This is a genomic window from Pseudomonas sp. B21-009, assembly GCF_024749345.1.
GTDB lineage: Bacteria > Pseudomonadota > Gammaproteobacteria > Pseudomonadales > Pseudomonadaceae > Aquipseudomonas.
On the sequence record NZ_CP087199.1, the window covers coordinates 5,180,757 to 5,203,632 of the forward strand.

The 22,876-nt window shown below is 63.6% G+C and carries 24 protein-coding genes; 5 read left to right on the top strand and 19 right to left on the bottom strand.

Annotated features, from left to right (window positions below; genetic code table 11):
* Positions 1–42: 42 nt before the first annotated feature.
* The 12 genes from lipA to LOY34_RS23955 form a co-directional block, all read right to left on the bottom strand.
* Entirely contained in the window at positions 43–1,041 is a 999-nt protein-coding gene (lipA, locus tag LOY34_RS23900; RefSeq protein ID WP_010222903.1) for a lipoyl synthase, read from the bottom strand.
* 2 nt (positions 1,042–1,043) lie between these two features.
* Positions 1,044–1,691: a lipoyl(octanoyl) transferase LipB gene (gene lipB / locus LOY34_RS23905; protein ID WP_045199863.1), complete on the bottom strand. Its 648-nt coding sequence runs from the start codon at positions 1,689–1,691 to the stop codon at positions 1,044–1,046.
* Positions 1,691–1,963 (bottom strand): DUF493 domain-containing protein, encoded by a 273-nt coding sequence (locus tag LOY34_RS23910; RefSeq protein ID WP_045199865.1) that lies wholly within the window; start codon positions 1,961–1,963, stop codon positions 1,691–1,693. Before LOY34_RS23910 ends, lipB begins: the two co-directional genes overlap by 1 nt.
* A 75-nt stretch (positions 1,964–2,038) precedes the next feature.
* Complete coding sequence (locus tag LOY34_RS23915; RefSeq protein ID WP_045199868.1) at positions 2,039–3,199, bottom strand: D-alanyl-D-alanine carboxypeptidase family protein; 1,161 nt, start codon at positions 3,197–3,199, stop codon at positions 2,039–2,041.
* 134 nt (positions 3,200–3,333) lie between these two features.
* Positions 3,334–4,338, bottom strand: coding sequence for a septal ring lytic transglycosylase RlpA family protein (locus LOY34_RS23920; RefSeq protein WP_045199870.1), 1,005 nt, complete (start codon positions 4,336–4,338; stop codon positions 3,334–3,336).
* A complete protein-coding gene (mltB, locus tag LOY34_RS23925) occupies positions 4,338–5,348 on the bottom strand; it encodes a lytic murein transglycosylase B (protein ID WP_045200056.1) in 1,011 nt (336 codons plus the stop codon). Before mltB ends, LOY34_RS23920 begins: the two co-directional genes overlap by 1 nt.
* Before the next feature lie 17 nt (positions 5,349–5,365).
* A complete protein-coding gene (gene rodA / locus LOY34_RS23930) occupies positions 5,366–6,469 on the bottom strand; it encodes a rod shape-determining protein RodA (RefSeq protein ID WP_045200058.1) in 1,104 nt (367 codons plus the stop codon).
* Between the two features lie 38 nt (positions 6,470–6,507).
* Positions 6,508–8,397, bottom strand: coding sequence for a penicillin-binding protein 2 (mrdA, locus tag LOY34_RS23935; RefSeq protein ID WP_045199872.1), 1,890 nt, complete (start codon positions 8,395–8,397; stop codon positions 6,508–6,510).
* Positions 8,398–8,413: 16 nt separating this feature from the next.
* The gene (rlmH, locus tag LOY34_RS23940) at positions 8,414–8,881 is read right to left on the bottom strand and encodes a 23S rRNA (pseudouridine(1915)-N(3))-methyltransferase RlmH (RefSeq protein WP_045199875.1); all 468 of its coding nucleotides are present in this window, start codon (positions 8,879–8,881) and stop codon (positions 8,414–8,416) included.
* Between the two features lie 9 nt (positions 8,882–8,890).
* Complete coding sequence (gene rsfS / locus LOY34_RS23945; RefSeq protein ID WP_045199877.1) at positions 8,891–9,316, bottom strand: ribosome silencing factor; 426 nt, start codon at positions 9,314–9,316, stop codon at positions 8,891–8,893.
* 45 nt (positions 9,317–9,361) lie between these two features.
* Positions 9,362–10,012, bottom strand: a complete 651-nt coding sequence (gene nadD / locus LOY34_RS23950) for a nicotinate-nucleotide adenylyltransferase (RefSeq protein WP_050990013.1) — start codon at positions 10,010–10,012, stop codon at positions 9,362–9,364.
* 37 nt (positions 10,013–10,049) lie between these two features.
* Positions 10,050–11,321 (bottom strand): glutamate-5-semialdehyde dehydrogenase, encoded by a 1,272-nt coding sequence (locus tag LOY34_RS23955; protein ID WP_045199881.1) that lies wholly within the window; start codon positions 11,319–11,321, stop codon positions 10,050–10,052.
* 184 nt (positions 11,322–11,505) lie between these two features.
* On the opposite strand from LOY34_RS23955, the gene LOY34_RS23960 reads away from it, so the two are divergent.
* Entirely contained in the window at positions 11,506–12,198 is a 693-nt protein-coding gene (locus LOY34_RS23960; RefSeq protein ID WP_195885116.1) for a DNA-3-methyladenine glycosylase, read from the top strand.
* A 4-nt stretch (positions 12,199–12,202) separates the two neighbouring features.
* Positions 12,203–13,519, top strand: coding sequence for a bifunctional DedA family/phosphatase PAP2 family protein (locus LOY34_RS23965; RefSeq protein WP_045199883.1), 1,317 nt, complete (start codon positions 12,203–12,205; stop codon positions 13,517–13,519).
* A gap of 4 nt (positions 13,520–13,523) precedes the next feature.
* Here LOY34_RS23965 and LOY34_RS23970 read toward each other — a convergent pair whose 3' ends face one another.
* The 3 genes from LOY34_RS23970 to LOY34_RS23980 are packed head-to-tail and all read right to left on the bottom strand — an operon-like array spanning position 13,524 to position 15,199.
* Positions 13,524–14,114 carry an LON peptidase substrate-binding domain-containing protein gene (locus LOY34_RS23970; RefSeq protein WP_045199885.1) on the bottom strand — a complete coding sequence of 197 codons (591 nt, stop codon included), beginning with the start codon at positions 14,112–14,114 and terminating at the stop codon, positions 13,524–13,526.
* Positions 14,115–14,123: 9 nt separating this feature from the next.
* Entirely contained in the window at positions 14,124–14,840 is a 717-nt protein-coding gene (locus tag LOY34_RS23975; protein WP_045199887.1) for an LrgB family protein, read from the bottom strand.
* A complete protein-coding gene (locus LOY34_RS23980) occupies positions 14,837–15,199 on the bottom strand; it encodes a CidA/LrgA family protein (RefSeq protein WP_045199889.1) in 363 nt (120 codons plus the stop codon). The genes LOY34_RS23975 and LOY34_RS23980 overlap by 4 nt, the downstream gene beginning before the upstream one ends.
* A gap of 158 nt (positions 15,200–15,357) precedes the next feature.
* Between LOY34_RS23980 and LOY34_RS23985 the strand changes: the two genes are divergently transcribed.
* The 3 genes from LOY34_RS23985 to LOY34_RS23995 all read left to right on the top strand — a co-directional run bounded on the left by LOY34_RS23985 (position 15,358) and on the right by LOY34_RS23995 (position 18,303).
* Positions 15,358–15,813, top strand: a complete 456-nt coding sequence (locus tag LOY34_RS23985) for a MaoC family dehydratase (RefSeq protein ID WP_045199890.1) — start codon at positions 15,358–15,360, stop codon at positions 15,811–15,813.
* 88 nt (positions 15,814–15,901) lie between these two features.
* Positions 15,902–17,635, top strand: a complete 1,734-nt coding sequence (locus LOY34_RS23990) for a C13 family peptidase (protein WP_093379172.1) — start codon at positions 15,902–15,904, stop codon at positions 17,633–17,635.
* 26 nt (positions 17,636–17,661) lie between these two features.
* A complete protein-coding gene (locus tag LOY34_RS23995; RefSeq protein WP_045199893.1) occupies positions 17,662–18,303 on the top strand; it encodes an oxidoreductase in 642 nt (213 codons plus the stop codon).
* Between the two features lie 67 nt (positions 18,304–18,370).
* Here LOY34_RS23995 and LOY34_RS24000 read toward each other — a convergent pair whose 3' ends face one another.
* From LOY34_RS24000 to LOY34_RS24015, 4 genes are all read right to left on the bottom strand, one after another.
* Positions 18,371–18,658, bottom strand: a complete 288-nt coding sequence (locus tag LOY34_RS24000; RefSeq protein WP_093379169.1) for a YceK/YidQ family lipoprotein — start codon at positions 18,656–18,658, stop codon at positions 18,371–18,373.
* Positions 18,655–19,284 (bottom strand): flavin prenyltransferase UbiX, encoded by a 630-nt coding sequence (ubiX, locus tag LOY34_RS24005; protein ID WP_045199899.1) that lies wholly within the window; start codon positions 19,282–19,284, stop codon positions 18,655–18,657. Before ubiX ends, LOY34_RS24000 begins: the two co-directional genes overlap by 4 nt.
* A complete protein-coding gene (mpl, locus tag LOY34_RS24010) occupies positions 19,281–20,630 on the bottom strand; it encodes a UDP-N-acetylmuramate:L-alanyl-gamma-D-glutamyl-meso-diaminopimelate ligase (protein WP_195885117.1) in 1,350 nt (449 codons plus the stop codon). The genes ubiX and mpl overlap by 4 nt, the downstream gene beginning before the upstream one ends.
* Before the next feature lie 66 nt (positions 20,631–20,696).
* Entirely contained in the window at positions 20,697–22,619 is a 1,923-nt protein-coding gene (locus LOY34_RS24015) for a sigma-54-dependent Fis family transcriptional regulator (RefSeq protein ID WP_195885118.1), read from the bottom strand.
* Positions 22,620–22,876: the final 257 nt, after the last annotated feature.

A 22,876-nucleotide genomic window follows, 5' to 3' on the forward strand; every position in this document is an offset into this window, starting at 1 on the left:
GCTTTGCAGCAGACATCGGCATCGAGACAACCAGGCTGTCGATCAGAGCTTGATCTTGGCCTCATGCGCCTGCTGGTCGGCATGGTACGAAGAACGCACCAGCGGACCGGAAGCAACGTTCTTGAAGCCCATCTTGTAACCTTCTTCGGCGAACCAGGCGAAGGTGTCCGGGTGCACGAAACGCTGCACCGGCAAGTGGCTGCGCGACGGCTGCAGGTACTGGCCGAGGGTCAGCATGTCGATGTTGTGCTCGCGCATGCGATGCATCACTTCGATCACTTCTTCATCGGTTTCGCCAAGGCCCAGCATCAGCCCGGACTTGGTCGGTACGTGCGGCACCAGTTCCTTGAACTTCTGCAGCAAGGTCAGCGACCACTGGTAGTCCGAACCCGGACGCGCGGCCTTGTACAGGCGCGGTACGGTTTCGAGGTTGTGGTTGAACACATCCGGCGGGGTTTCGGCGGTAATCGCCAGGGCCACATCCATGCGCCCGCGGTAGTCCGGCACCAGGGTCTCGAGCTGCACACCCGGCGACAGCGCGCGGATCTCACGGATACAGTCGGCAAAATGCTGGGCACCACCGTCGCGCAGGTCGTCGCGGTCCACCGAGGTGATCACCACGTACTTCAGGCGCAGGTCGGCAATGGCCACGGCGAGGTTCTTCGGCTCGTCGACGTCCAAGGGCTTCGGCCGGCCATGGCCGACGTCGCAGAACGGGCAGCGACGGGTGCAGATGTCACCCATGATCATGAAGGTCGCGGTGCCACCCGAGAAGCACTCGCCCAGGTTCGGGCAGGAGGCTTCTTCGCAGACGCTGTGCAGCTTGTGCTTGCGCAGCAGTTGCTTGATGCGGTCGACTTCCGGCGAAACCGGGATACGCACGCGAATCCAGTCAGGCTTCTTTGGCAGCTCGTCAGTGGGGATGATCTTTACCGGGATACGCGCGACTTTTTCCGCGCCACGCAGTTTGACACCCGCCTCGACCTTCGGCCGAGGCGCTGGCGTCACGCTTTGCACTGGTTCTTGCACAACAGTAGTCATATTCAGAAGATTCCGCCCGTAAGGGTCGTCTGCTCAGCATAGTCGAGGTGCTTGACCAGCTGCCCGCGCAGCCTTGCCCTTACCTCAGAGAGTTCGATCGAGCCTGCCTGGTCGCGCAGCTGGGTCATGGCCAGCCCCGCATACCCGCAGGGGTTAATCCGGCGGAATGGCGCCAGGTCCATGTCCACGTTCAAGGCAAGGCCGTGGAACGAACAGCCATTGCGAATCCGCAGGCCGAGCGAGGCGATCTTCGCCCCGTCGACATAAACGCCCGGGGCATCGGCCTTGGCCGCCGCCTCGACGTTGTAACTGGCCAGCAACTCGATCAGGCAGCGCTCGATGCGGCTGACCAGATCGCGCACGCCAAAACCCAGGCGGCGTACATCCAGCAGCAGGTACGCCACCAGCTGACCCGGGCCGTGATAGGTCACCTGGCCGCCGCGATCGGTCTGCACCACCGGGATGTCACCCGGTACCAGCAGATGCTCGGCCTTGCCGGCCTGGCCCTGGGTGAACACCGCCGGGTGTTCAACCAGCCATACCTCATCCGCGGTGCCCGGGCCACGCTGGTCGGTAAACCGACGCATGGCCTCCAGCACCGGCTCGTAAGGCAGCAGGCCGAGGTCGCGAAAGCCGAGGCACGCGGGCATCAGAGCACCATTTTCACGATTCCAGTCGCGCGCAGGGCGCTGTTGATATCGTGCAGCTGGTCTTCACCCGTGGCGATGATGTGCAGTTGCACCGTGGTGTACTTGCCTTCCTTGCTCTGACGTTCAGCCAGGGTACTCATGTCGACCGTGGCGTACTTCTTGAGGATCTCGATCACCGTGTCCTTGAAATTGACCACGGTGTCGCCGATGACCTTGATCGGGTAATCGGCGCAGGGGAATTCGATTTTGTGCGACTTGTCAGCTTCGGTCATAGCAGTAACGGCCTCGTAAGCCGTGGCAACAACAACGCCCCCGCATGAGTGGCGGGGGCGTGGCAGGTCACGATATCAGTTGAACAACCCGTAGAAGAATAGCCGAATGCTATCCCACACACGACGGAAGAAACCACCTTCCTCAACGCCATCCAGCGCGATCAGGTCGGCACTGTGGACAACCTTGTCATCCAGTTTGACTTCCACTTTACCGATCACGTCACCTTTGTTGATCGGAGCGATCAATTGCGGGTTCATGGTCATGCTTGCGGCCAGCTTTTTCAATTGGCCTTTAGGCAAAGTCATGGTCAGGTCTTCGGCGAGACCGGCTTTGACCTGATTGGTTGCGCCCTTCCAGACCGGTGCCTGGGCAAGCTCGGTACCCTTCTGGTAGAAGGTCTGGGTTTCGAAGAAGCGGAAGCCGTAGGTCAGCAGCTTCTGGGTTTCGGCCGCACGCGATTGCTCGCTGTTGGTACCGAAGACCACGGCGATCAGGCGCATGCCGTCACGTACTGCCGAAGACACCATGCAGTAGCCGGCTTCGTCGGTGTGGCCGGTTTTCAGGCCGTCGACGGTCTTGTCGCGCCACAGCAGCAGGTTGCGGTTAGGCTGCTTGATGTTGTTCCAGAAGAACTCTTTCTGCGAGTAGATCGCATAGTGAGCCGGGTCTTCGTGGATGATCGCGCGCGCCAGCACTGCCATGTCGTGGGCCGACGAGTAGTGCTCGGGGTTCGGCAGGCCGGTCGGGTTCATGAAGTGGCTGTTGCTCATGCCCAGGTCGCCGGCGGTCTTGTTCATCATGTCGGCGAAGGCGTCTTCGCTGCCGGCGATGTGCTCGGCGAGGGCGACGCTGGCGTCGTTACCCGACTGGATGATGATGCCGTGCAGCAGGTCGCTGACGCTGACCTGGGTGCCGACCTTGATGAACATCCGCGAACCGCCGGTGCGCCAGGCGTTTTCGCTGACGGTCACCGGGTCGTTTTCGCCGATCTGCCCGCGACGGATATCCAGGGTCGCGATGTAGGCGGTCATCAGCTTGGTCAGGCTCGCCGGAGGCAGACGCTGGTCACCATTGTTCTCGACCAGGATGTTGCCGCTGGAGGCTTCCATGAGCACGTAGGACTTGGCAGCCAGTTGCGGCGGCGACGGCATCATTTGCTCTGCCGCGAAGGCGGCAGGGGCAATCATCAGCGGTACAAGCAGGCAAAGGCGTTTGGCAAAGCTGGTTATGTTCATCCGTCTCTCGAAATGGCTAATGGGCTCATGCCCTCATGGGCAAAACGTTTACAGGCGCATGGCCTGACGGGCAAAACCGCCATTGTACATGGCGGCTGCGCCCGGCTGCATGACAAACCGATCAGTCCCCCCGATCAGTCTGCCGTGACGACTTTGGGCTGCCCCAGATTGGCCAGGCGCACGCTGTCCTGCATCTGCTGGGCTTCGCCCTGGCTGTTGATCGGCCCCAGGCGGACCCGGTGCAGGGTCTGCTGGTTGCGCACGATCGAACTGATGAACACCGGTGCGCTGACCATGCTGCTGAGCTTGGAGCGCAGCAGTTCGGCAGCATCGGGGTTGGCAAAAGCGCCGACCTGCAAGTAAAGACCATTGCTGGCCATCGTGTTGTTGCTGGCGACTTGCAGGGGTACGACCGCAGCGGCGTGCTGCTGCGGCGGTGGCGTCCATTGCTCGACCGTGCCGGTGCTGGCCGGCAGCGCCTGGGTCTGGGCCACTTGCGGCTGGTCGAGGACCATCGGCGCCGGCTGGCCCCGCTGGGCCCACCATTGTTTCGGGTCGATGCCTTCGACGCGCACCCGCGCGGTGCCGGTCTCGGCATAGCCGAGCTTCTTCGCCGCCGCGTACGACAGGTCGATGATGCGGTCGGAATAGAACGGCCCGCGGTCGTTGACCCGCAGGATCACGCTGCGCTGGTTGTCGAGGTTGGTAACCTTGACGTAGGCCGGCAGCGGCAGGGTCTTGTGCGCCGCGCTCATACCGTAGAGGTCATAGACCTCGCCGTTGGCGGTGTTCTGGCCGTGGAACTTGGTGCCGTACCAGGATGCCGTGCCCTCGGCGCGGTAGTTGCGCGAGTCGGGGATCGGGAAGTAGGTCTTGCCCAGCACGGTGTAGGGGTTGGCCTTGTAGTTGCCGGTGTGCACGGTCGGGGTCGCGTCGGGGATCTTCGAGACGTCGACGTCCCACCAGGGCGCGCCGTCCTTGTGGGCCCGGTTGATGTCCAGGCCGGGCTTGGCCCGCACGACATTGGCATTACCCTGGGTGGAGGTGCTCGGGCGGCTGCTCGAACAGCTCACCAGCACCAGGCCCAGGGCCGCGCAACCCAGCAGTTTCAGCGATGTAGCGGAGAACATTACGCGCATTACTTGGCGCCCCGTGCTTGAACCAGCAGGTCCGAGAGCTGATGCACTGCCATGGCATACATCACGCTGCGGTTATAGCGAGTGATCGCGTAGAAGTTTTTCAGGCCCAGCCAGTATTCCGGGCCATTGTCACCTTCGAGCCGGAAGGCGGTGACCGGCAGATCATCGCGCAGCGCATCATGACTCGACCAGCCCAGTGCCCGCAACTCCCCGACCGTCTTGACCGCGTCGATGCCCGGGCTCAGGCCCTCGTCGACGCGCTCGCCACGCACCGTGGCGCGGCTGACCACCTGCTCGCCAGCGACCCAGCCATGACGCTTGAAGTAGCTGGCAACGCTGCCGATGGCATCGTCCGGGTTGTTCCAGATATTGATGTGGCCGTCGCCGTCAAAATCCACGGCGTAGGCGCGAAAGCTGCTCGGCATGAACTGCGGCAAGCCCATGGCCCCGGCGTAGGAGCCCTTGAGGGTCAGTGGGTCGACCTGCTCTTCACGGGCCAGCAACAGGTACTCGCGCAGTTCCTTGCGGAAGAATTCGGCACGCGGCGGGTAATCGAAGCCCAGGGTCGACAGCGCATCAATCACCCGGTAATTGCCGGTGTTGCGGCCAAAGAAGGTTTCGACGCCGATGATCGAGACGATCACCTGGGCCGGCACGCCGTACTCCTGTTCGGCGCGGGCCAAGGTGGCCTCATGCTGACGCCAGAAGTCGACGCCGCGGGCGACGCGGGCGTCGGTGAGGAACATCGGCCGGTAGTCTTTCCAGGGTTTTACCCGTTCAGCCGGGCGCGAGATCGCGTCAAGGATCGACTGCTTGCGCTGAACCTCGCGAAACACCCCCATCAGTTGCTCACCGGCAAAACCGTAGTCGCGGGTCATTTCGCCGACGAACTCGGCCACCTGGGGCGAGCCGTCGTAGTCGCCGGCAGCAGCGCCTTGCGCGCCGCCGAGCAAACCTACAAAGCCGACCCAGGGCGCACAACGAGCCGCCCAGCCACGCATTGCTTGCATGTAATTCTTCACCTTATTCAAACCTGCGCAATCCATTTGCGATGCGTATGGATCGACATTAAAACCCCAAACGCTGACAGCAGCGTCACCAACGAAGTTCCGCCATAACTAATGAAGGGCAGCGGCACCCCCACCACGGGCAACAAGCCGCTGACCATACCGATATTGACGAACACATAAACAAAGAAGGTCATGGTCAGGCTGCCGGCCAGCAACTTGCCGTAGAGCGTCTGGGCCTGGGCGGTAATCACCAGGCCGCGGCCGATCAGCAGCAGGTAGATCAAAAGCAGCGCGCAGATGCCGACCAGGCCGAACTCCTCGCCGAGCACGGCAATGATGAAGTCGGTGTGGCTTTCCGGGAGAAAGTCCAGGTGCGACTGGGTGCCCAGCAGCCAGCCCTTGCCGAACACCCCGCCCGAGCCGATCGCCGCTTTCGACTGGATGATGTTCCAGCCGGTGCCCAGCGGATCGCTTTCCGGGTCGAGAAAGGTCAGTACCCGCTGCTTCTGGTAGTCGTGCATGACGAAGAACCACATCGCCACCGCCACCGGCACTGCCGCCGCCACCACGCTGAGGATCCAGCGCCAGCGCAGGCCACCCATGAACAGTACGAAGGCGCCGGAGGCGAGGATCAGCAAGGCGGTACCCAGGTCTGGCTGGCGCACGATGAGGATGAACGGCAGGCCGATCAGGATCAGGCTGATCACCACGTGCTTCAAATGCGGCGGCAGCGAGCGCTTGGCCAGGTACCAGGCGATGGTCGCCGGCATGATGATCTTCATGAACTCCGAGGGCTGGAAGCGGATCACCCCGGGAATGTTGATCCAGCGCGTGGCGCCCATGGCGTTGTGGCCCATGACGTCGACCACCACCAGCAGGATCACCCCGACCACATAGGCAAGGGGCACCCAGCGCGCCATGAAACGTGGTTCGAGCTGGGCAATGACGAACATCGACACCAGGCCGATGCCGAACGAACTGGCTTGCTTGAGCAGCAGGTCCCAGTTCTTGCCGCTGGCCGAATAGAGCACGAACAGGCTGCCGGCAGCCAGGGTCAGCAGCAGGATCAGCAACGGGCCGTCGACATGGATGCGCTGCAGGAAGCTTGCGCGACGACGCATTACGTCCTCGCTGGAAAGCATGCGATCGAAATTGTTCTTCACTGGGCCGATTCCTGAACGACGGTGGCGGGAGCGAACTCGGATTTGAGCCGGCCATGCTCGTCGAGCAACCAGGCGTCCATTACCTGACGCATCACCGGCGCCGCGACGCGGCCACCCGCTTCGCCGTTTTCGATCATCACCGAAACCACGATCTTCGGGTTCTCTGCCGGGGCGAAGCCGACGAACAGGGCGTGGTCGCGGTGGCGTTCCTGAACCTTGTTGCGGTCGTACTTCTCGCCCTGCTTGATCGCTACCACCTGGGCGGTACCACTCTTGCCGGCAATCCGGTACTGGGCACCGGCGGCGGCGGCGCGGGCGGTACCGCGGGCGTTGTGCATCACCTGCTCCATGCCATGGGTGACCCTGGCCCAGTCGGACTTGTCACGCAAGACGATGTCTTCCATCGGGTTCTCGTCCACCGGTGGCTGGCCTTCGATGGTCTTGGCCAGGTGCGGACGGTTCCACTTGCCCTTGCTGGCGATCAGGGCGATGGCCTGGGCCATCTGCAGCGGCGTGGTCTGCATGTAGCCCTGGCCGATACCGAGGATCAGCGTCTCGCCCGGGAACCAGGCCTGGCGGCGGGTGGCGCGCTTCCATTCGCGAGTCGGCATCAGGCCGGCGGACTCCTCGAACATGTCGAGGGAGACTTTCTGCCCGAGACCGAACTTGTTCATGTAGCTGGACAGACGGTCGATGCCCATCTTGTGCGCCAGGTCGTAGAAGTAGGTGTCGTTGGAGCGCATGATCGCCAGGTCGAGGTCGACCCAGCCGTCGCCGCTGCGGTTCCAGTTGCGGTACTTGTGGTCATAATTGGGCAGTTGGTAGAAGCCCGGGTCGAACACCCGGCTGCTGGCGGTGACCACACCACTGTCGAGGCCGGCGATGGCCACTGCCGGCTTGATGGTCGAACCCGGCGGGTACAGGCCGCGCAGCACGCGGTTGAACAGTGGCCGGTCGATCGAATCGCGCAGCTCGGCATAGGCCTTGAAGCTGATGCCGGTGACGAACGGGTTGGGGTCAAAGCTTGGCTGGCTGACCATCGCCAGTACTTCGCCGGTATTCGGATCAAGCGCGACAATGGCGCCACGACGCCCGCCCAGCGCGGCCTCGGCAGCTTCCTGCAGCTTGATGTCGAGGCTCAGGACGATGTCTTTGCCGGGGATCGGGTCGGTGCGCTTGAGCACCCGCAATACCCGGCCACGGGCGTTGGTCTCAACCTCTTCGTAACCCACCTGGCCGTGCAGTTCCGGCTCGTAGAAGCGCTCGATGCCGGTCTTGCCGATATGGTGGGTGCCGCTGTAGTTGACCGGGTCGAGGGTCTTGAGCTCTTTCTCGTTGATCCGCCCGACATAACCGACCGAGTGAGCAAAGTGCGCTCCCTGCGGGTAATGGCGCACCAGTTGGGCGACCACCTCGACGCCGGGCAGGCGGAACTGGTTCACCGCAACCCGGGCGATCTGTTCTTCGGTCAGCTCGAACAGGATCGGCACCGGCTCGAACGGCCGGCGGCCCTGGCGCATGCGCTTTTCAAACAGGGTGCGGTCGTCCGGGGTCAGCTCGAGCACCTCGACGATCACATCGAGTACCTGCTGCCAGTCGCCGGAGCGCTCACGGGTCATGGTCAGGCTGAAGCTTGGCCGGTTATCGGCGACGATCACCCCGTTGCGGTCGAAGATCAGCCCGCGAGTCGGCGGAATCGGCTGCACATGCACCCGGTTATTTTCCGACAGGGTCGAGTGATAGTCGTACTGGATCACCTGCAGGTAATACAGGCGGGCGATCAACACGCAAATCAGCAGGACGATCGCCACTGCACCGACCACGACGCGGCTACGCACCAGACGGGCGTCTTTCTCGTGATCCTTGAGGCGAATCGGCTGCGACATTGAAAAGGCTTAAGGCTTATTTGTGGTAGGGGTGCCCGGACAATACGGTCCAGGCGCGGTACAGCTGTTCGCCGATCAGTATCCTTACCAACGGGTGGGGCAGTGTCAGCGGCGACAGCGACCAGCGCTGCTCGGCCCGCGCACAGACTTCCGGCGCCAGCCCTTCGGGGCCGCCGACCATGAAGTTGACGGTACGCGAATCCAGCCGCCAGCGGTCCAGCTCGACCGCCAGTTGCTCGGTACTCCAGGGCTTGCCATGGACCTCCAGGGTGACAATCCGTTCCCCTGGCTGGACCTTGGCAAGCATGGCCTCACCCTCCTGACGGATCAGGCGGGCGACGTCGGCATTCTTGCCCCGGGTATTGAGCGGTATTTCCACCAGCTCCAGCGACAGCTCCGCGGGAAGGCGCTTGGCATATTCATGCCAACCGTCCTCGACCCACTTGGGCATGCGCGAGCCGACCGCGATCAGACGCAGACGCACGAGCCTTCCTTATTCCCGATCTTTCAGCTTGTCTGCAAAGTCGTGGGTGTTTTCCGGGCTGTGGTGCTTGCCATCGGCGGCACGGCTCTGCTCGGCACCCATCCACAGACGCTCAAGGTCGTAGAACTGACGGGCAGCGGCAGTCATCATGTGGACGATGACATCATTCAGGTCCAGCAGTACCCAGTCGCTGTCGCCCTTGCCTTCTTCGCCCAGTGGCTGAACGCCCTTGGCCTTGACCTGCTCACGGACCTTTTCCAGCATCGCGCTGATCTGGCGGTTGGAGGTACCGGTGGCGATGATCATGTAGTCGGTCAGGCTGTGCTTTTCTTTTACGTCGATAACCTGGATGTCCTGGGCCTTGACGTCTTCCAGGGCGGACTTGGTCAGTTCGACCAGCTCTTCGGCGCTGACGTTGTGTTTTTGCTTGGTCATATAAAACTCATTCAACTCAATAGTATGAGGCGCTTCTCAGCACCCTCAGTTCGGCGCACGGTAAAGGTTGTGCGCATCGATGTAGGCCAGTACTGCGTCCGGCACCAGAAACCGCACCGACTTGCCGCTGGCCAGCAGCTGTCGGATCTGCGTGGCTGACACCGCAAGCGGCGTCTGCCAGACGAATGCAATATTCCCGGCAGGCCCTTCAAGGGCCTGCGGATCACTGACCGAACGTGCGGCCAGCAGGTTGCGCAAGGCATCCGGCGGCTCGACGTCGGCATCCGGGCGTTGCAGCACCAGGATGTGACAGTGTTGCAGCAATTCTTCCCAACGGTGCCAACTGGGCAGGCCGCAGAACGCGTCCCAGCCCAGCAGCAGAAACAGTTGCTCCGAGGCGGCCATTTCAGCACGCATCAGTTCCAGCGTTTCGATGGTGTACGACGGCTTGTCACGGGCCAGTTCGCGGGCATCGACCGACAGCGTAGGCACGCCCTGAACCGCGCACTGGACCATCGCCAGCCTATCCTGGGCCGACACTTGCGGCGTATCACGGTGCGGCGGGCGGGCGTTGGGCATCAGCCGCAGCTCGTCGAGCGCCAGCACTTCGGCGACCTCCAGCGCACTGCGCAGGTGTCCGATGTGCACCGGGTCGAAAGTCCCGCCGAGCACGCCGATGCGCCGGGCGGGCGACATCGTCGAGACTGGGGCGAGCGGTTTGCGCTCGGCCAAGTCAGAGCGACTCCTGTCCGCGCAGCTGACCGTCGCCGATCACCACGTATTTTTCGCAGGTCAGGCCTTCCAGGCCAACCGGGCCGCGGGCGTGCAGCTTGTCGGTGGAAATCCCGATCTCCGCGCCCAGACCGTACTCGAAACCGTCGGCAAAGCAGGTCGGGGTGTTGATCATTACCGACGACGAATCGACCTCGGCCATGAACTGGCGAGCCTGCGCCTGGTGTTCGGTGACGATCGAATCGGTATGGTGCGAGCCATAGCGATTGATGTGTTCGATGGCCTGGTCCAGACCGTCCACTACGCGGATCGACAGAATCGCCGCGAGGTATTCGGTGTTCCAGTCCGTTTCGGTCGCCGGCAGCGCCTCGATGATTTTCAGCGTGCGCTCACAACCGCGCAATTCGACGCCTTTTTCCCGAAATTGGCGGGCCATTTCCGGCAGGAACTCGGCCGCGACCGACTGATCGACCAGCAGGGTTTCCATCGCCCCGCAGATGCCGTAGCGGTAGGTCTTGGCGTTGAAGGCGATGCGCCGGGCCTTGTCCAGCTCGGCGTGCTCAGCCACATAGACGTGGCAGATACCATCGAGGTGCTTGATCACCGGCACCCGCGCGTCGCGGCTGATGCGCTCGATCAGGCCCTTGCCGCCACGCGGCACGATGACGTCGACGAACTCCGGCATGCTGATCAGCGCACCGACCGCTTCGCGATCGGTGGTTTCGACCACTTGCACCACCGCCGCCGGCAAGCCGGCCTCGGCCAGGCCGCGCTGGATGCAGGCGGCAATGGCACGGTTGGAATGGATGGCTTCGGAGCCGCCGCGCAGGATGGTGGCGTTGCCAGACTTCAGGCACAGGCTGGCAGCGTCGATGGTCACGTTCGGACGCGATTCGTAAATGATGCCGATCACCCCCAGCGGCACGCGCATCTTGCCGACCTGGATACCCGATGGCCGGTAGCTCATGTCGCGGATCGCGCCGACCGGGTCCGGCAGGCTGGCCACCTGGCGCAGGCCGACGATCATGCCGTCGATGCGTGCCGGGGTCAGCGCCAGGCGCTCGAGCATGGCCGCTTCCAAGCCATTGGCGCGGCCAGCAGCGAGGTCCAGTTCGTTGGCGGCGGTCAGCTCGGCGCGGGCAGCGTCCAGGGCGTTGGCGGCGGCTTGCAGGGCGCGGTTCTTTTGCGCAGTGCTGGCACGGCCGATCACGCGCGACGCCGCGCGGGCAGCGCGACCCAGGCGGGTCATGTAGTCAAGAACGGACTCAGTCATGGGCTCAGTGGTCTTGGCGAAGGGGAAAATCGGATGATTATAACTGTCGTGTGGCCCCACGCCCAGCGGTGACAGGCGGATGGTCGAAAAGAGTGCCGGCCCCTCGCTTCATAATGGCCATTCAGGGTTGGTTAAGACAGAAATTGCTATCATCGCCCACCTGTCCACCCGCGAACCTGCCCGCATGCCAGACTCCGCCCCCTGCCCGCCCAAGGCCCTGCCCGACAGCTTCTTCGACCGCGACGCTGGCGAATTGGCCAGGGCCCTGCTGGGCAAGGTCATCCGCCACCGCCACGGCCCGTACTGGCTGGCGGCGCGAATCATCGAGACCGAGGCCTACTACCTCAGCGACAAGGGCAGCCACGCTTCGCTCGGCTACACCGAAAAACGCCGGGCGCTGTTTCTCGACGGCGGGCACATCTACATGTATTACGCCCGCGGCGGCGACTCGCTGAACTTCAGCGCCCACGGGCCGGGCAATGCGGTGTTGATCAAATCGGCCTACCCCTTCGTCGATGCCTTGTCGGATGACAACAGCCTGGCACAGATGCAACTGAACAACCCTGACGCCAGCGGCCAGGCGCGCCCGCCCGAACGCCTGTGCGCCGGCCAGACCCTGCTGTGCAAGGCCCTGGGCCTGAAAGTGCCGCACTGGGACGGCAAACGCTTTGATGCCGAGCAGCTGTTTGTCGAGGACTGCGGTATCAAAGTGAAACAAATTATCCAGACCACCCGCTTGGGGATTCCCCACGGCCGCGATGAACATCTGCCCTACCGTTTCGTCGACGCCGACTTTGCCCGCCATTGCACACGGAACCCGCTGCGCCGGGGCCAAGTCGAAGGCCGGGACTACTTTTTACTGACACAAGGAAACTGACACGATGGGCCCATGGCTCGACAGCCTGACCACCTGGCTCAGCGCCAACCCGCAGTGGCTGGGATTAGCGATTTTTCTGGTGGCCTGCGTGGAATGCCTGGCGATTGCCGGGATTATCGTCCCCGGCACCGTTTTGCTGTTCGCCGTCGCGGTACTGGCCGGCAGCGGTGCCTTGAGCCTGGGCGAAACCCTGTTGCTGGGCTTTGCCGGTGGTTTGCTCGGCGACGCGATCTCCTACACCTTAGGCCGGCGCTTTCACCAGAACATCCGCCGCTTGCCGCTGCTGCGCCACCATCCGGAATGGATCGGCAGCGCCGAAACCTACTTTCAGCGCTATGGTATCGCCAGCCTGCTAGTCGGGCGCTTCATCGGCCCGCTGCGGCCGATGCTGCCCATGGTCGCCGGCATGTTCGACATGCCGCTGCCGCGTTTTATCGCCGTCAGCCTGCTGGCCGGAGCCGGTTGGGCAGTGGCTTACCTGCTGCCGGGCTGGGCAACCGGCGCGGCCATGCGCCTGCCGTTGCCGGAAGGCTTCTGGCCACAGGCTGGGGTAGTGATGGGCGGCCTGGCGGTGCTGGTCGGCCTGAGCATCAACAGCAGCCTGCGCAGCATGCGCCGCGGCACCCGGCTGATTGCCGGGATGAGCTTGCTGGCCCTGACCGGGCTGTTTCTCGGCTGGCCATACCTGACCCAGTTCGACCAGGGCCTGATGACCCTGATCCAGGAGAACCGTAGCCGTGCCATCGACGGCACGGTGGTGCTGATCACCCGCCTCGGCGATTTCCGAACCCAGTTCTTCCTCGGCGGCCTGCTCACCGGCCTGTTATTGCTGGCCCGCCAGTGGCGCCCGGCGATTTTCGCCGGCAGCACCCTGATCGGCACGGCCCTGGCCAATGGCAGCCTCAAGTGGCTGTTTGCCCGGGCGCGCCCGGAGGTACTCACCGACCCGCTGACCACCTACAGCATGCCCAGCGGCCACAGCTCGGCGTCGTTTGCGTTCTTCCTGGTACTGGCGGTGCTGGCCGGGCGCGGGCAGCCGCCGCGCATGCGCCTGACCTGGATCATGCTGGGTTGCATTCCGGCACTGGCGATCGCGCTGTCACGGGTGTACCTGGGGGCGCACTGGCCGACCGACATCCTCGCCGGCGCCATGCTCGCCTGCTGCGTGTGCGCTACCAGCCTGACCCTGACCCAATACCGGCAACCGCTCACCGCCCTGCCACTACGGGTCTGGTGGCTGATCCTGCCGGCCTGCGTCGCCCTGCTGGCGTTCTTCGCCCTGCACTCGCTGCCGCACGCCTTGCTGCGCTACCAGTACTGAGGCATCAGGCGAACAGCTCGCCTTGCAGCCGGTCAAGCAGCGCCTGGATAGCCTCCAGGCGCTTGTGCGGTGAGTCGATGGCCAGCAGGTCGAGTTTGTCTTCTTCAACGAACGGCAGCAGGTAGGCGAGCTGGTTGGCCAGGGCCTGCTGGCCGTGGACCGTCACCGGCATGCCCAGCGCCTCGACCATCGGGTGCTCGCCCAGGGCTTGCAGCAGCGCCAGCAAGTCGTGATGGTCATCTTCCAGCGGCTCGTCGGCAAGCTCCGGCAGCCACGACACATCAGCGACCAGCAACTGGTCCTTCTGCACCTCGAACGGCCCGACACGAAAGCGCCGGGTGCCTTCGACCCGAATCCCCAGCAGGCCGTTGTCCTGCTGCTGAAAATCGCGAATCAGCGCCTCGCAGCCAACCTGCGAGAAACCGCTGGGCGCAGCGCCAACCTGCTCGCCCTCAAGGATGCACACCACGCCAAAACCGCCGCCCTGCTTCATGATGCGACCAATCATGTCCAGGTAACGCGCCTCGAAGATCTGCAGATCGAGAAAGCAGCCCGGGAACAGCACGGTATTGAGCGGAAACAGGGGTAACGTCATTGCAACTCCTCAAGCAACCAGGCTAACCGCCAGTGGCAGGAATACCGCCGTGGCAACCCCCATCAGGCTCATCGCCAGGGCCGCGAAGGCCCCGCATTCTTCACTTTCCTGCAGCGCTACCGAAGTACCAACCGCATGCGCAGTCACGCCTAAAGCCATGCCGCGCGCTTCAGGGCTGTGCACACCACAACGCGACAGCAGCGCCGGGCCGAAAATCGCCCCTATCACCCCGGTGATCAACACGAACACCGCCGCCAGCGCGGCCACGCCGCCAATCTGCTCGGCCACCAGCATGGCAATCGGCGAGGTCACCGATTTTGGCGCCATGGTCATCAGGATCATGTGCTCGGCGCCAAACCACCAGCCCAGCAACAGGCAGGCGCCGGTGGCGAACACCCCTCCGATTACCAGCGTAGTAAAGGTCGGCCAGAACAGCTGGCGAATGCGCCGCAGGTTGAGATAGAGCGGCACTGCCAGGGCCACGGTCGCCGGGCCCAGGAGGATGTTCATGATCTCGGTGCTTTTGCGATATTCGCTGTAAGTCAGGCCACAGCCCAGCAGTACGCCAATGACTACCAGCATCGACACCAGCACCGGCTGCAGGAAGATCCAGCGGGTTTTCTCGTAGGCCGCCAGCACCAGCTGGTAGGCGCCCAGGGTGATGCCGATGCCAAACAGCGGATGGTGAATGACTGCGTTGACGGCGCCGCTCCAGTCCAGGCTCATGGCTGCTCCTCATGGCTGCCCTGGCGGGCCATCAGCTTGTGCATCAGCACGCCGACGAACACCAGGGTGAGCAGCGCCGACAGCACCAGGGCGCCGACGATGGCCCAGAAGTCGGCGGCGATATCCGCGGCATAGACCATTACCCCCACCGCCGGCGGCACCAGCAGCAGTGGTAAGTAGCGCAGCAGGCTGTTGGCCGCCTCGCTCAGGGGCGCGCCCACCTCGCCACGCAGCATCAGGTACACCAGCAGCAACAGCAGGCCGATGATCGGCCCGGGGAGGATCGGCACCACCAGGTGATTGATCGCCGTTCCGAGCAACTGGAACAGCACCAGCCAGGTCAAACCACGCAACAGCATAAGCATCTCCTTGAGGCCTGGCGGCCATTATAAGCACGCTAACGACCGGGCTATAAGCCGATCTTCGCCGACTTGACCACTTCCTGCAGGCGTGCTGATCTTAGACTTTCGAATCTGCCGAAGTCATAACAAAACCAAAGACAATCTGGAGAGTCACAATGCCCTATGTACCTGTTGCAGAGCTTTCGCAGTACGTTGGAAAGGAACTGGGACGTTCCGAATGGCTGACCATCGATCAACAGCGCATCAACCTGTTTGCCGAGGCGACAGGCGACTTTCAGTTCATCCATGTCGACCCGGACAAGGCGGCAAAAACGCCATTTGGCAGCACCATCGCTCACGGTTTTCTCACCCTGTCGCTGATCCCCAAGTTGATGGAAGGCATTCTGGTTGTGCCTGAAGGCCTGAAAATGGCCGTCAACTATGGCCTGGACAGCGTGCGTTTCATCCAGCCGGTGAAAGTCGACAGCAAGGTGCGGCTCAAGGTCGATCTGGCCGAGGTGACCGAGAAGAAACCCGGACAGTGGCTGCTCAAGGTCACCGCCACCCTGGAAATCGAAGGCCAGGAAAAACCTGCCTACATCGCCGAACCGCTGTCGCTCTGCTTCATCTGAGCCAGGCACTGGGTGAAACCGTCCTGGCGACTGTTTCACCCCCCGCGTTCTACGGCATACTCGGGGCCTCACTTGTCCGGACCCCGCCATGCGCCCACTCGTTCCCCTTGCCCTGACCCTGCTACTGGCCGCTTGCGGTGACGGCGAACCCCTGTCGCCGCCCGATGCGCGCCTGCCCGATGGCGGCCGCTATCGGGGCGAGGTGGTCGACGGCCTGCTGCAAGGTGCCGGGCGCATCGACTACCCCAACGGCAGTTGGTACAAGGGCAACTTCCTCAATGGCCAGTGGCATGGCCAGGGTGAATGGCATGGTAGCAATGGCGAGGTCTACCGCGGCGGGTTCCAGCAGGGCCTGTTCCACGGCCTGGGCACCCTGAAAACACCGGGCAGCAGCTACACCGGTGGGTTCAAGCTCGGCCGCCGCGACGGCGAAGGCACCCTCAAGGAACCCGGCCTGCTTTACCGTGGCCAGTTCAAGGACGACCAGTACCACGGCGCCGGCCATCTCGAACTGGCTGACGGCAGCCAGTACCAGGGCCTGTTCGCCCGCGGCAAACCCAATGGCGAAGGCATCCGCAGCGACGCCAGCGGCAACCAGTTCAGCGGCCGTTTCGTCAACGGCCAGCTCGAAGGCAGCGGTACCTTCAACAGCGCCGAAGGCGACCAGTACATCGGTGCCTTCCATGACAACCGCCTGGAAGGCCGCGGCCGTTACGAAAACACTGATGGTGACGTGTGGATCGGCCAGTTCAAGGACGGCTCGCTCAGCGGCAAGGGCGAGCTGATCGGCAGCGACGGCAGCCACTACAAGGGTTATTTTCGCGACTGGCGGTTTTCCGGTAACGGGCGCCTACAGTTGCCGGACGGCAGTGTCTATGTCGGCGGCTTCGAGAACGACACCTACCAGGGCAACGGCCGCCTGACCCTGCTCGACGGGCGCAATGAAAGCGGCCAGTGGCTCAATGGCCAGCGCGTGCGCGACGAGCACGGCAAACTGCTGCCCGACCCGCTGGAACTGGCGCTGCTCAACCAGGGCGGCCTGCTCGACCAAGCGCTGGCCAAGGTGCCGGCCTCGACCCCGGACATCGAACTCTACAGCCTGGCCCTGGGGGGCGATGGCAAACAGAGCGTGTTCCTGCGCGAGGCCGATTACGTCAGCAACATGCTCAAGAGCCGCTTTGGCGCGGTCGGCCAGATCAGCCTGGTCAACCACCGCGACCACCTCAGCGACCGGCCCATGGCCACCCGCGAGAACCTTGCCCGCGCCGTGCGCACCCTGGCCGAACGCAGCGGCCCGGAAGACCTGGTGTTCATCTACCTGACCAGCCACGGCAGCCACGAGCACGAACTGGTACTCGACCAGCCGCGCCTGCAACTGGCAGACCTGCCCGCCGATGCCCTGGCCACGACCCTGGCGCCCTTGAAAGACCGCGACAAGATCATTGTCATCTCGGCCTGTTATTCAGGCGGCTATATCGCCCCGCTCAAGGACGAGCGGACCCTGATCATGACCGCCTCGCGCGCCGACCGGGTGTCGTTCGGCTGCTCCGAAGAAGCCGACTTCACCTACTTTGGCGACGCCCTGTTCGCCCAGGCCCTGAACCAGACCGACGACCTGCAGCAGGCCTTCGAGCGGGCCAGCGCCAGCGTCTCCGAGCGCGAGGCCATTGAAGGCTTCGATGCCTCCGAGCCGCAGATCTGGGCACCCAAGGGCGTACTCGATCACTGGCAGCGCCTGCGCCAGCAACAAGCGCGCAAAGCCTTGCAAAGTGATGCGGGCAAGCAACAGGCCGAGCATGCAAAAAATGCTGGCAACCACTAAGCTGACTGTATCAAGGGAGAGACATCATGTACTTGACGCCTCAGCACATCCTGCTTGCCGGAGCCACCGGTCTTACCGGTGAACACTTACTTGATCGGCTGCTCAACGAGCCCACCGTCAGCCGCGTTTTGGCCCCCACCCGTCGCCCACTGGCCGAACACCCGCACCTGGAAAACCCGGTGGGTGACCCGGCGGTGTTCCTCCCGCAACTGGCAGGTCGCGTCGACATCGCCTTCTGCTGCCTGGGCACCACGATCAAGCAGGCAGGGTCCGAGCCGGCCTTTCGCGCGGTCGACCTGGACATGGTCGTCGCCTTCGGCAAACGCGCCCGCGAGATGGGCGCGCGGCACCTGCTGGTGGTCAGCGCCCTGGGTGCCGACCGCAGGTCGCCGATCTTCTACAACCGGGTCAAAGGCGAAATGGAGGCCGCATTGAAGGCCCAGGACTGGCCGCAACTGACCATCGCCCGGCCTTCGCTGCTGCTGGGTGACCGCATCGAACCGCGGATGTCGGAACGCTTGGCCGGGCCGCTGTCGAAGCTGATCCCGGGCAAGTACCGGGGCATCGAGGCCTGCCAACTGGCCAGGGCGCTGTGGCGTTTGGCGCTGGAAGAGCAGGACGGGATACGGATTGTCGAGTCGGATGAATTGCGCCGGTTGGGCAAGTAGCAATCGCGGGGCAACCCCCTCCCACAGAGTGTGTGGGATCGGGCTTGCCCCGCGCTCAGGCCAGCCGCTACAACCCGCCCGTCGCCTGAAAGCCAATTCCCAGCGCAGTCAATACCGACAGCGGCAGCAGTACGGTATCAAGCAAGGCACTGCCCGGCAGGTCCAGCCCGGGATACTTCGGCGCCTCGGCGCCAAAGCGGTCAATGGCGCAACAACCGCCCTGCAACGCATACAGATCCAGGCGCGTACCGGCATACACCACCGGCGCCCCCGGCTTGGCCGCATCCAGGGTGCGCACGCTGGCGCAACCGCTAGCCATCACGCACAGCAGCATCACGCCCAGCAGGCGCTTCATTCATCCGCGCCCAGATGATGCTCGCCCCAACGCGGCAGCATGTCCTGGGGAATGTTCAGCAGGTTGAGGATCCGTGCGACAACAAAGTCGATCAGGTCGTCGATGGTCTGCGGCTGATGATAAAAGCCCGGCGCCGCCGGCAGGATCACCGCGCCCATGTTCGACAGCTTGAGCATGTTCTCCAGGTGGATGGTCGAGAACGGTGCCTCACGCGGCACCAGGATCAACTGCCGACGCTCCTTCAAGGTGACATCCGCAGCCCGCTCGATCAGATTGTTGCAGGCGCCGGTGGCAATCGCCGACAAAGTCCCGGTAGAACACGGCACCACCACCATCGCCGCCGGCGCGCCGGAGCCCGAGGCGACCGGCGACATCCAGTCTTCCTTGCCATACACGCGGATCTGCCCGGCGGCAGCGCCGGTGTACTCGGTGAGGAAGGCTTGCATGGCTTGCGGTTTGGCCGGCAGCAACACATCAGTCTCGGTGGCCATCACCAGTTGCGCGGCCTTGGAGATCAGAAAATGCACCTCGCGGTCTTCGCGCACCAGGCAATCGAGCAGGCGCAGCCCATACTGCGCCCCCGAAGCCCCGGTCATGGCCAGGGTGATGCGTTCTGGCCCGCTCATTTCAGCGCCTCGGCCAGCTTGCCGTGCAGGCCGCCGAAGCCGCCATTGCTCATGATCACCACCTGGGTGCCGGGCTTGGCCTGGCTCTTGACCCGTTCGATGATCGCTTCAAGGCTGTCGGCCACCACAGCCGGCACCTTGCATTCGGCGGCGGTGGCGGCCAGGTCCCAGCCCAGGTTCGGCGGTGCGTACCAGATCACCTGGTCGGCATCGTTGACGCTCTCGGGCAGGCCATCACGGTGGGCGCCGAGCTTCATCGAGTTGGAGCGCGGCTCGATCACGGCAATCAGCGGAGCATCGCCGATGCGTTTGCGCAAGCCGTCGAGGGTGGTGGCGATAGCGGTCGGGTGGTGAGCGAAGTCGTCATAGATGGTCACGCCCTGTACTTCAGCGACCTTTTCCATCCGCCGCTTGACGCTCTTGAACGCGCTCAATGCGGCAATACCCATGGCCGGTACCACGCCGACATGTCGTGCAGCCGCCAAAGTAGCCAGGGCGTTGGCGACGTTGTGCTGCCCGGTCAGCTCCCACTCGACCACGCCCTGGGTTGCGCCTTCGAAGCTGACTTCGAAACGCGAACCGTCGGCGCTGAGCAGTTTGACCTGCCACTGCCCGCCTTCACCGGTGGTCTGCACCGGCGTCCAGCAGCCCATCTTGATCACGCGCTCAAGGGCCGGCTCGGTGGTCGGATGGATCACCAGGCCTTCGCTTGGAATGGTTCTCACCAAGTGGTGGAACTGTCGCTCGATGGCGGCCAGGTCAGGGAAGATATCCGCATGATCGAACTCAAGATTATTGAGGATCGCGGTACGGGGACGGTAGTGCACGAACTTCGAGCGCTTGTCGAAGAAGGCGCTGTCATATTCGTCGGCCTCGACCACGAAGAACGGCGTGCCGCCCAGGCGCGCCGAGACCGAGAAATTCTGCGGCACGCCGCCGATCAGGAAGCCCGGGCTCATGCCGGCGTGCTCCAGCACCCAGGCAAGCATGCTGCTGGTGGTGGTCTTGCCATGGGTGCCGGCAACCGCCAGCACCCAGCGGCCTTGCAGCACGTGGTCGGCCAGCCACTGCGGGCCCGACACGTAGGGCAGGCCCTTGTTCAGTACGTACTCGACTGCCGGGTTGCCCCGCGACAGGGCGTTGCCGATCACCACCAGGTCGGGCGCCGGGTCCAGTTGGGCGGCGTCATAGCCCTGGGTCAGTTCGATGCCCTGGGCTTCAAGCTGGGTGCTCATCGGTGGGTAGACGTTGGCATCGGAGCCGGTGACCCGATGGCCAAGCTCCTTGGCCAGCACGGCCAGCGAACCCATGAAAGTGCCGCAAATACCGAGAATATGAATGTGCATGATCGACCTCGCAAAACGTCGAGGCAGGGTAGCCTAGGGCGCGACAAATCGCATCCTGTGTTTCGCTCAGGCGTCCCGGGCGATGCCGTGTTTGCGAAGTTTTCGATACAAGGTATTACGGCTAACCCCCAACTGCGCGGCGACATGGGTCATGTGCCAGCGCTGCTGCTCCAGCACTGCCAGCAAGGCGTTGCGCTCGGCGCTGTCCAGCAGCGGCGCGGGGTTATCCACAGGTGAGGAGCTTTTGATAAGTGCCGGCGGCTGGCGAACGACCGCCGGCAGGTCGGCAAACTCGATGTGCCCCTCTTCGCTCAGCGCCACCAAGGTACGCAGGACGTTGCGCAGCTGGCGCACGTTGCCCGGCCAGGCGAAGTCGAGCAACGCCCGGCGCGCCGCAGGGTCCAGGCTTACGCTTTGCTCACCGGCCTCTTCGGCCAGGATGAAGTCGAGCAACTGCGACTTGTCGCTGCGCTCGCGCAAGGCCGGCAGATCGATTTCCAGGCCGTTGAGGCGGTAGTAAAGGTCTTCGCGGAAACTGCCATCCTCGACCCGCTCGAGCAAGTTGCGGTGGCTGGCGCTGATGATGCGCACGTTGACGGCCTGCGGTTCGCCGCCGATGGGCACCACCATGCGGTCTTCCAGCACCCGGAGCAAACGGGTCTGCAGGGCCAGCGGCATGTCGCCGATCTCGTCCAGCAATAGCGTGCCACCGTCGGCCTGCTGCAGCTTGCCGCGCATGCCCTCTTTGCGCGCCCCGGTAAAACTGCCGCCGCGATAGCCGAACAACTCGCTCTCGATCAGGCTCTCGGGGATCGACGCACAGTTGAGGGCAACAAACGCCTTGCTGCTGCGTTGGCTGGCCTGGTGCACGGCTTTGGCGAAGGCCTCCTTGCCGCAGCCGGTCTCGCCGCGCAGCAGCAATGGCACATCGCGTTCGAACACACGAACGGCCCGGCGAAAATCGTTCTGCAGGGCCGGATCGACCAGGCAGATACCACCGTGCTGCGAGGTTTTCGCCGGGGCAACAAACGGCGCCGCTGCCGGCGGCAGCGAACGCACCTGGCCGCGCAGACTGGCGAACAATACCCGGCCATCGCGGGTACGTAATGGCCAACTGGTGTTGGCTTGGGCAGTGGCGCGGCTGAACAGCTCGTCCTGGGCACAATCGAAGAACATATCCACAGGCTTGCCGAGCACACCGCCACGGATGGTGCCCAGCAGGTTCAAGGCGCTCTGGTTGACCGCGCAGATCCGCCCGTCGCCATCAAAAGCCAGCAGCCCTTCGCTGAACATTCCTACCGATTCGGCCTGCAGATGAAAGCGCAGGAGGAACTGGTTATCGAAATAGCGCAAAAAGTAGCTGCTCTCGATCATCTTCGCCGAGAGGTTGACCAGCGCCATGGTGTGAAACTGGCTCTGGCGCGAAACATCAGCGCGGGCAGACGAGACATCGAGCACCGCCAGCAACTCGCCGTGCGGGTCGAACACCGGGCTGGCCGAGCAGGTCAGGCCGGTATGACGGCCACGAAAGTGCTCATCCTGGTGGATGGTTACCGCCTGGCGCTCGACCAGGCAGGTGCCGATGCCGTTGGTACCTTCACGTGCCTCGCTCCAGTCGGCACCCAGCCACAGCCCGGCGCGCTCGAAGATGCGCCGTTCGGTAGGCGCGGTGACGCAATTGAGGATGACCCCGCGGGCATCGGTGAGCAGCACCGCATGGCCGGCACCGGACAGTTGCTGGTGCAGGCTGTTCATCTCGTTGCCGGCGATCTGCAGTACCTGCTGCAAGCGCTCGCGGCTTTCCAGCACGCGGCCGTGCTCAAGCACGGTCGGGGCCATGCTCTGGGCCGGATCCAGGTGATAGTCCTCAAGGCAACGCAGCCAGGAACGGGCAATCGACGGATCGCTGCCGGGGCCCTGTGCCAGGGCCTTGCCCTGGGTCACGGTGAGGACTTGCCGGGCATGCCGGCTAAGGTGATTGCTCTGCACTTTTTATTGTTCTCCGCAGACGAGATAAGCCCAGCATCCTCCACCCGTCGGCGCAATGCAATGCTGGCTTGACCGTCGGGTCACGCTTTGTGTCAGCAACGGTACAAAGTGTCACCCAGGCTGTACCGGCGCTGCTACAGCGCCCTTCCTGCACCTGCGTTAAAACCTGCCAAGCCCTTGATTTACCTGGGGTCACCGACACTGGCCCAACCCTTGCTCTATGCTTTACATCCTCCCCAACAAGCACAATAGCCAGG